Annotated in this window: 5 protein-coding genes; all 5 read right to left on the bottom strand. The window is 49.5% G+C overall.

Annotated features, from left to right (window positions below):
- Positions 1 to 365: 365 nt before the first annotated feature.
- Positions 366 to 1409, bottom strand: a complete 1044-nt coding sequence (locus tag HOK28_14630; protein ID MBT6434331.1) for an OmpA family protein — start codon at positions 1407 to 1409, stop codon at positions 366 to 368.
- Between the two features lie 8 nt (positions 1410 to 1417).
- On the bottom strand, positions 1418 to 2197 hold the full coding sequence (locus HOK28_14625; GenBank protein MBT6434330.1) for a motility protein A: 780 nt from the start codon (positions 2195 to 2197) through the stop codon (positions 1418 to 1420).
- A 159-nt stretch (positions 2198 to 2356) separates the two neighbouring features.
- A complete protein-coding gene (locus HOK28_14620) occupies positions 2357 to 4198 on the bottom strand; it encodes a flagellar hook-basal body complex protein (protein ID MBT6434329.1) in 1842 nt (613 codons plus the stop codon).
- Positions 4199 to 4247: 49 nt separating this feature from the next.
- Positions 4248 to 5057 (bottom strand): flagellar hook assembly protein FlgD, encoded by an 810-nt coding sequence (locus HOK28_14615; protein MBT6434328.1) that lies wholly within the window; start codon positions 5055 to 5057, stop codon positions 4248 to 4250.
- 15 nt (positions 5058 to 5072) lie between these two features.
- The coding region (locus tag HOK28_14610; protein ID MBT6434327.1) for a hypothetical protein at positions 5073 to 7044 on the bottom strand (1972 nt) is incomplete at its 5' end.

Genomic DNA, 7044 nt, shown 5'->3' with positions numbered 1-7044 from the left:
CAGCAGGACAATGCCAAAATCGATTTGTATATTTGCACGAAAATCATCACATGAACTAACCTTGCAAGGGGTGTGCCCAAACGACCTTAAAATGACAAATAACTCGTAAGCAACTGATTTAATTGCACATTAAAGACTCAGATCATCTAAATTGTTCGCGTTCATCGAACCAATAACCGTCTCATATTCGCCAATCCGTCGACATCGTGACGGACCTTTGACGCCAGAATGGGTCTCCAGGCATGACAACCGGACACTCTAACCGGCCAAAAAAATAAAGGAGTTCTAAAGGCTTAGCTTAAAAGGTAGGCCTGGGTGAGCCAAGGTAGGATACATCGAAAGGGTCGTTGAATTAAGCGAGGAGACTACTCTTCTTCATCTTCATATTCTTCATCTTCATCTTCATATTCTTCATCATCATCTTCGTATTCTTCATCATCTTCATACTCTTCGTCGTCTTCCGAGTCCTCTTCGTCGCCTTCGGACTCGTCGTCATCTGATTCTTCACTATCGTCGTCATCGGACTCTTCATCATCCTCGTCAGATTCCTCATCATCTGAGTCCTCATCTCCCTCAGAATCCTCGTCATCGTCCTCTTCATCATCTTCGTCTTCCTCATCCGGCGGCGGCTGGTTGGGAAGAACATCGAGGTTCTCATCCGTCTTATAGACGAGCGTTTTGGGCCTGATGGGTTCGTGACAAACAAACTCGACACGCCTATTTTTCAGGCGGTTTTCAAGAGAATCATTCGGTACAATGGGGCGCATTTCTCCAAACCCGGCGGCTCCAATTCTGGTCGGATCGATCCCTCCAACCTCAACCAAATACCTCATGACGCTGATCGCTCGAAACGCGGAAAGTTCCCAGTTGGAGTCAAATTTACGAGTTGAAATGGGCGAGTCGTCGGTGTGTCCTTCAACCAGAATGTCGCAAGGAAACTCTTGGAGTAGCTTGGATAAATCGTCGAGGACGGGAAAACCTGCAGGCTTAACGCTGGCTGCACCACCACCAAACATCACACTGTCATCGACACGAATAATCATACCCTTTTTGTTGGTCTGGGCCTCTATTTTACTCTTTGTCTTTTTTTTCTGATTTTGGATTAAGTCCTGGATTTTCTTCTGCATTTTCCGCTGCTTCTTACGCGGACCACCCTTTTTAACTTGCTCAATAAACGACTGAATCTTCGTTCTTCGAGCAATCATCTCGGGGTGGAAATTACCAAGATTATCTTCTCGGTAGCCGAAGGCATCCTTCAAAGAACCAGCCATATCCTGGAACTTAATGACGTCCATATTTGCAAAGGAAAGAAGCAGAACAAAAAACGTGAGGAGTAATGTGGAAAGGTCGGCGAAAGTACTCATCCATCCCGGAGCACCTTCTGGTGGGCAGTCGCATTCCTCTTCCATAACACTGCTTAAGCCGCAGGAGCCTCCTCAGCTTTTTTACCGCCTGCTCGTTCAAGCGGTGAAAGAAAGGCTTCAAGCTTCTCTTTCGTAATCATGACGTTCTCGCCCTTCACTATCGAGTCGATACCTTCAATGATAAGTCGCATATTCTGTGTTTCTACCGCGGTTCGCTGAGCCAATTTCTCGGCCAGTGGAATCGCAAAACAGTTGGCGATAATCGCGCCATAGAGTGTCGTTAGAAGTGCCACCGCCATTGCTGGACCAATACTTGACGGATCATCGAGAGCCTGAAGCATCTGAACCAAACCAATCAAGGTACCAATCATACCAAAGGCCGGCCCCATCGTACCCGTAAACGTCAGGATGTCTTGCGCCCCTGAATGGCGACCTTTAAGCGTTGTCAACTCATCTGATAGCGTCGCCCGTATCGTGTCGACCGGCACGCCATCCACCGCCAAGCGCACTGCGCGTGCCATGAATGGGTCTTCAATATGCTCGTTTTCAAGACTCAGCAGATCCTCTTTACGAACCTTCTGGGCAAGTTGCTGAAGCTGGGCCGTGGTGTCTTCAACAGGACGGGTATTATCTTTGACGGTATTCTTTAATACCTTAATCATGTTGATGACGTCGGGGAGAGGAAAAGCGGTTAAGATGGCGGAAAGAACCCCACCTACAACGATAATAATACTTGGCGCGTTGACGAAGGTCATAAGCGACCCGCCAATCAAAATAGAACCCACAATCAACAATTGGCCTAAAACAAGGCCGATGACGGTTCCGAGATCCAAGCTTTCACCTCCGAAAACAGATGCTTACGTTTAAGTTATCTTATGCCGAGCACCTAGTTAGGGCAAGGAAATCACCAAGTTAGCACCCCAGTCATCAAACAAAAAAAAATGCGGCCAATCCGAAGCTAGTTTCCGGATTGGCCGCATTAAATTAGGCTATTAACGCTTGAGGTTAACTGCTTCCTGCAAAAGCTGATCGGCGGTGGTGATCGAACGAGAGTTCGCCTGAAAACCACGCTGATAGGTAATGACGTTTACGAACTCGTTTGCCAGCTCAACCGTGGATTGCTCCAAGTTGTTACCAACAATCGAACCACGACCACCCGTACCCGCTTGTCCAACAAGTGCCTGACCGGAGTCAGGTGATTCAGTGTAGTGACCGTTATCCCGGCGAATCAGTCCATCGTTGTTTACAAATCGTGCCAGCGCTACGGCCGCAAGGACACGACGCTCACCGTTTGTAAAAGTACCGGTAATCTTACCATCAAGCTGAACCTTGATACCCGCAAGAGCACCCGATGCATAACCATCTTGTAAGATTTCAGAAACACTGGACGCCTGGTCAAACTGAGTTAACCCGCCCAAACCGGTACCACCATCACCACCGTTGTCGGTAGAGGTAGCGTTCTCACCAAAATCAAAGTTGATTTGCTGAGTACCGTTGGTGTTGAAAAAGTGGAACGTTTTGGTTGTTTGACTTTCTGTCATCAAACGTCCGTGTTCGTCAAAAGTAATTGTACCGTTGGCGAGAACGACATTCTCACCTTCTCGGGTTTGGGTTGTATCTGTTGGATCCGCCATTTCAGCGCCATCCGCCAAAGCGTGCCATGACCAGTTACCAGTCGATGTCTGGTTAAAGAATACGTTTACGTTGTGGCCTACACCCAACGTATCATACACGATAACAGAGGTTGAAAAGTGTGAGGTAGTCTCCGGAGTTTCCGACTGAAAGCCCAAAGAACCATTCCCGGTCGGCGTAATACCCGAAACACCAGACGCCTGGCTGATGTTGGAGTTGGCAAAGTTAAAGTCTACAACCGACGGGTCGTCCGTGTTCAAAAACAAGAAGTCGTTCAAACCAGCATCTTGCGAACCCGTTGTCAAAGCACCCGTTGTGTTATCAAACGATAACGCACCACCGGCAATAACGACTTGCTCGGTACCATCACCCCGCGCAGTTGCGGGATCCACTGTAGATGCTCCCATTTCATTTGAAGGAACGGTTGCACGCCATGTCCACGTGTCGTTACCTGTCTGCGTAAACCAAATGGTCGCATCGTGAGCCTGAGGACCAGCCTCACCTTCCGCTTGGTCATAAATGGTTACGTTTGAACTGTAGTGAGACGAAACCTCAGCTGTTGCTACAGTCGTCCCATCGAAGCCACCTGGGATATCAGTTCCCTGTGGTGCCAAAGTACCACCCGTACCAAACTGAATCTGAGACGTTGCAGTACTTACAATGAAGCTCTCGTTGTCTACCGGCGAAAGGTTTGCACCCAAGTTAACAAGCGTCGAAGCCTTTGGAGGAACAATCTGCGTCAGCGGTACTTCCAAAGTACTCAGTGTACTTGATAGGTTCTCATCCTGATCCGCCGAGTATCCCATAACCCGAAGCCCTGCACCGTTAACCATGAAACCATCGTTATCGATATTGAACTGGCCATCACGTGAATAGAAGCGTCCGTTTTGCTGGCCATCAAAGGCACCCTGCATAACGAAGAAACCATCACCCTGAATCGCCATATCCGTGTTGAGGTTTGAACCAATCAACGAACCTTGCGTAAACAGAGAGTGAACACCACCAAGGCGGACACCTTGACCAGATGCTTGGTTCTCAACCGCGCCGGCAACCGTGCTACCTAAAATATCTTCAAAGCGCGCACGTTGCGCCTTAAAACCAATTGTGTTGACGTTTGCGATGTTATCACTCGCAACACTAATGGCCTCCGCGTGTGCCATTAAACCACTTGCCGCTGAATACATTGACTTAAGAATACTCATCCTACCACACTCCTCTTCGCTATCCCCGGTATCCCGTTAGAATAGAAATTTACAAACCTAAACCGTCCAATAAACCGCTCAAATCTAAATCTAAATCGCCGCTGTCGGCCCCATCATTATTCGACAGGGCGTCGCTATCTGCTTCATCTGTTTCATCTATTTCATCGTCCTGAGAATCGGTCGATGACTCGTCTACAAGTTGTTTCACTTCGATAATATCGGCTGGCTGAATCCGGCTGTTTCCTACCAGTAACTCCGGGTAACCTCGGTCGAAGGTCACGCCGTGAACAACGCCTCGAACGTTCGTGGACGATTCAATGCTCAGTCCATTTGCATCAGTTGCCATAACCTCAATTCGGTACATACCTGATGGCAACATATCGCCTTCATCGTTTCGTCCATCCCAAGAAAAGTTATGGGTTCCTGCACCCTGATTGCCAAGCTCAACCCGGCGCACTATCGCTCCATCCTGATTCATGATTCGAAGCGAAACATCGGCAGAGTTCTCACCAAGCGCATAATTAAGAGGCTCAGGTCGTTCGCCATTGCGAATGCTTACAATATCACCCTTTGCCAACACCTCACGGCCAATCAAGTCCGTTGTTGTTGAACTCACGAGTGCCGATGAAGACATCTGCAGTTGCTCAAGCTTCGCATTTTGCGCCATGGCTTGTTCAAGGTTGCTAAACTGGGCAAGCTGCGCAACGAAATCCGCATCTTTTTGAGGACTCATAGGGTCCTGATGCTGCAGCTGGGCGGTTAAAAGCTTGAGGAATTCTGTCTTCCCCATATCATCTCCGCCTGTTGCCTTCAGGTTAAAGACACTGTCATCAACTGTTGAAACACCTTCAATAGACATCCCGATCTCCTTCTATTACACCACGACGTCGATGGCACTTCGCTTAATGCGTTGCCCGCGACCTCTTCTGCGGCGACTGCCGCGTCCTTCTCGATTATCCTGGTCACCACGACCTCGGCCGTTGCCGTCTCTGCCTTCTTGCGACCCATCGGCCTCACGGTCTTCCGCACCAAAGCCTCGCGAATCTACATCGCATTCAGCCAAATTCAGACCATGCTCTTTCATGCTCGCTCTTAAATCGTTCATCTGGCTATTAAGCTCAGCCGCCGCGCTGACCGTTTCCGTACGAACCAGTAAGGTAACTTCGCCATCGCGTGTTCGAATCTCTACATCGACACGACCGAATTCCTGAGGATGCAGTCGAAGCTTTGCGTGCGTGGTACCCATGCTTGCTATACGTCCCAGATTGCGCCCAAGATTCTTAGCTAAGATTTGCTCATGAATTTCTCGCCGCTCAGAGACTGCTGCTGCATTACGCGGCGTATCGCTTAAGTCCCTAATAGGGCTCACTGCCGCTTTACCGCCCTCTTTAGCCATTAGCTTATTCGCCGCCGTGGATTGCTTTACCTGCGCAACTTCATCAGCAATTTCAACATCAGACGCTTCTTGTAGGTCATCTAGAGCCTCTTCTTTCGCTCTTACTTCTGCTTCAACCTGCTTTTTCGTTTCGAAGTGGCGGTTGTTGTCGCTGCGCTTTCCCTGCTCTTTGCTCTGCTCTCGTTCTTGGCTTACATCATTATTCTTCGCAGTTAGGCTTTCTCCGTTATCACTCTTTACCGAGTTCTCAGCCTGTGTCGCAGTAGCAGTCGATGCTGTTTTCTTAACCGTTCCCGCTTCCGGTGCTGCTGTTTCCACTCGCGCCGAAGTGGCCGCCATGGCCGTAGCATCTGTACCCGCTGCCAGTTGCTGACTAGGCACAGTGACTCTTCCTAGTTTAGCCTGCTGATTTGACCGTACTTTCTGAGCAGTGGTTACCTCTTCACGAACCACTGCTGCCGGTTGAGTCAACTTTGTATTGCGATAGGTTGCTGGCTGCTTCTCTGCACCGCGCTTCCCAAATAATCGACTTCCAATAAGGCTTGTCTCAACAGTCATACTGTCTCGCGCACCGAGATTGAGCGAGCGACCCTCACCCAAAGACTCATTGCGTGCTTGCTTAGGAGCCTCAGTCTTAACGTTACTCGTAACCACTTCCGGCTTCTTCGAATCCTGAAGAGTGTTGGCGGAACTCGTTTTTTGAGCAGCGGGAGTAGCAACCTTCGCTTGACTTACTGAGGGCGCCACCTTCCGTTCCGGTACAACCTGTTCCTGAACCTTCACCTGGTTATTCGTAGATTCTGCACTGGGTTTCGTAGGCTTTTTAACTTGCTGACTCTCGGATACCTTGGCGCCTTCAGATGCAACCTTTGCCGTAACCGCTCCCTTAACGTCTTGTCGTTCCTCTTTGGCTGCGTGGGCTACCCTGGCTGTTTTAACTGCTTTAGGCTGAGCCTTTGTTTTCGTGATCACACCGCTACCTGAACCGTTGGGAAGCTTATTCACCGCGCGATAAAGATGCTCGGAAGCCTTGGCCTCCATTTGCGCATCAGTTCGATTAGGCACGGCCTTGTCACCCAGAGCTACCTCATTCTTGCCTACCTCATTCTTGCCTACAACACTCTTACCTACAACACTCTTCGCAGGCTTTGTCTCTTTGACCGTGGCTGCATCGTCTTTGACCGATACTCGAACAGCATCAACTTCATTCTTACTTGAAACCTCAGGTCTTCTCTCGACCTTGGTGTCACGTTTATCGTTGCCCTGTGCAGCTTTCACCGAAGAAGCCGCTGCCGCACTACCAAGCGCTACGGCCACTTTTTGTGACGCCGCAACTCCGGCACCACCCTCAAGAGACTTCGTTGCTGTTACCTGGTCGTCTGCTACCGCAGCTACAGGATGGTCCACAGTTACAACCACTGGTTGCCCTGCGTCGATTGGCTCAGCGTTG

This window comes from Deltaproteobacteria bacterium, from assembly GCA_018668695.1.
In the GTDB taxonomy this organism is placed as follows: Bacteria; Myxococcota; XYA12-FULL-58-9; order XYA12-FULL-58-9; family JABJBS01; genus JABJBS01.
The sequence above is the reverse complement of the archived record's forward strand: the minus strand, read 5'-3'. Positions and strand labels throughout refer to the sequence as shown.